General features: G+C 63.2%; 1 protein-coding gene. It reads right to left on the bottom strand.

Annotated elements, in window-relative coordinates; genetic code table 11:
* A partial coding sequence (locus RAD16_RS40835; RefSeq protein WP_458163672.1) for a hypothetical protein occupies window positions 1-449 on the bottom strand: 449 nt, incomplete at its 3' end.
* Between the last annotated feature and the right edge of the window lie 32 nt (window positions 450-481).

The raw sequence follows: 481 nt of genomic DNA, 5'->3' as shown, positions 1-481 counted from the left end.
ACGTCATCCTCGCCAAGGGTGCTGTTCACCGTGTCCATAATCGCGTGTGCCTGCTTGTACTTCTTGTCGGAGGGACCCGAGTGCTTGAGCGCCTTGGAAAGCACGGACTTCTTCGGCTCGCGGCCCTCGCGCTCAGCGGCAGCGAGTTCGTCCTTGACGCGCTGCACGTTCTGTGGTGCCAACGGCTCGTACACGCCCTGTCCGTCCTGTTCGGAAACAATCTTGAACGCCTCCTTGTACGACATGCCGTGGTCCTTTACGAACTCCTGATACGTCCCGCCACGCGCAAGCTGGGTATCCAGCGCCGCAGCAAGCCGCTCGCGCTCGCGCTGAGCCTGATACGACGCGTACGCCGACATTGCGTGTGAATCTACGCCCTGAGGCCGTGTTGTCGCCACCGCCTCTTCTGCCGCGGTGGCTGCGCACACGCGGTCGGCAAGCAGGTGCACGTCAGCGTCCTCAAACCGCTGGTCGTCGCGCA

The sequence above is a fragment of the Bradyrhizobium sp. 18BD genome (assembly GCF_054185225.1).
This window is presented reverse-complemented; position numbering and strand designations above follow the sequence as displayed.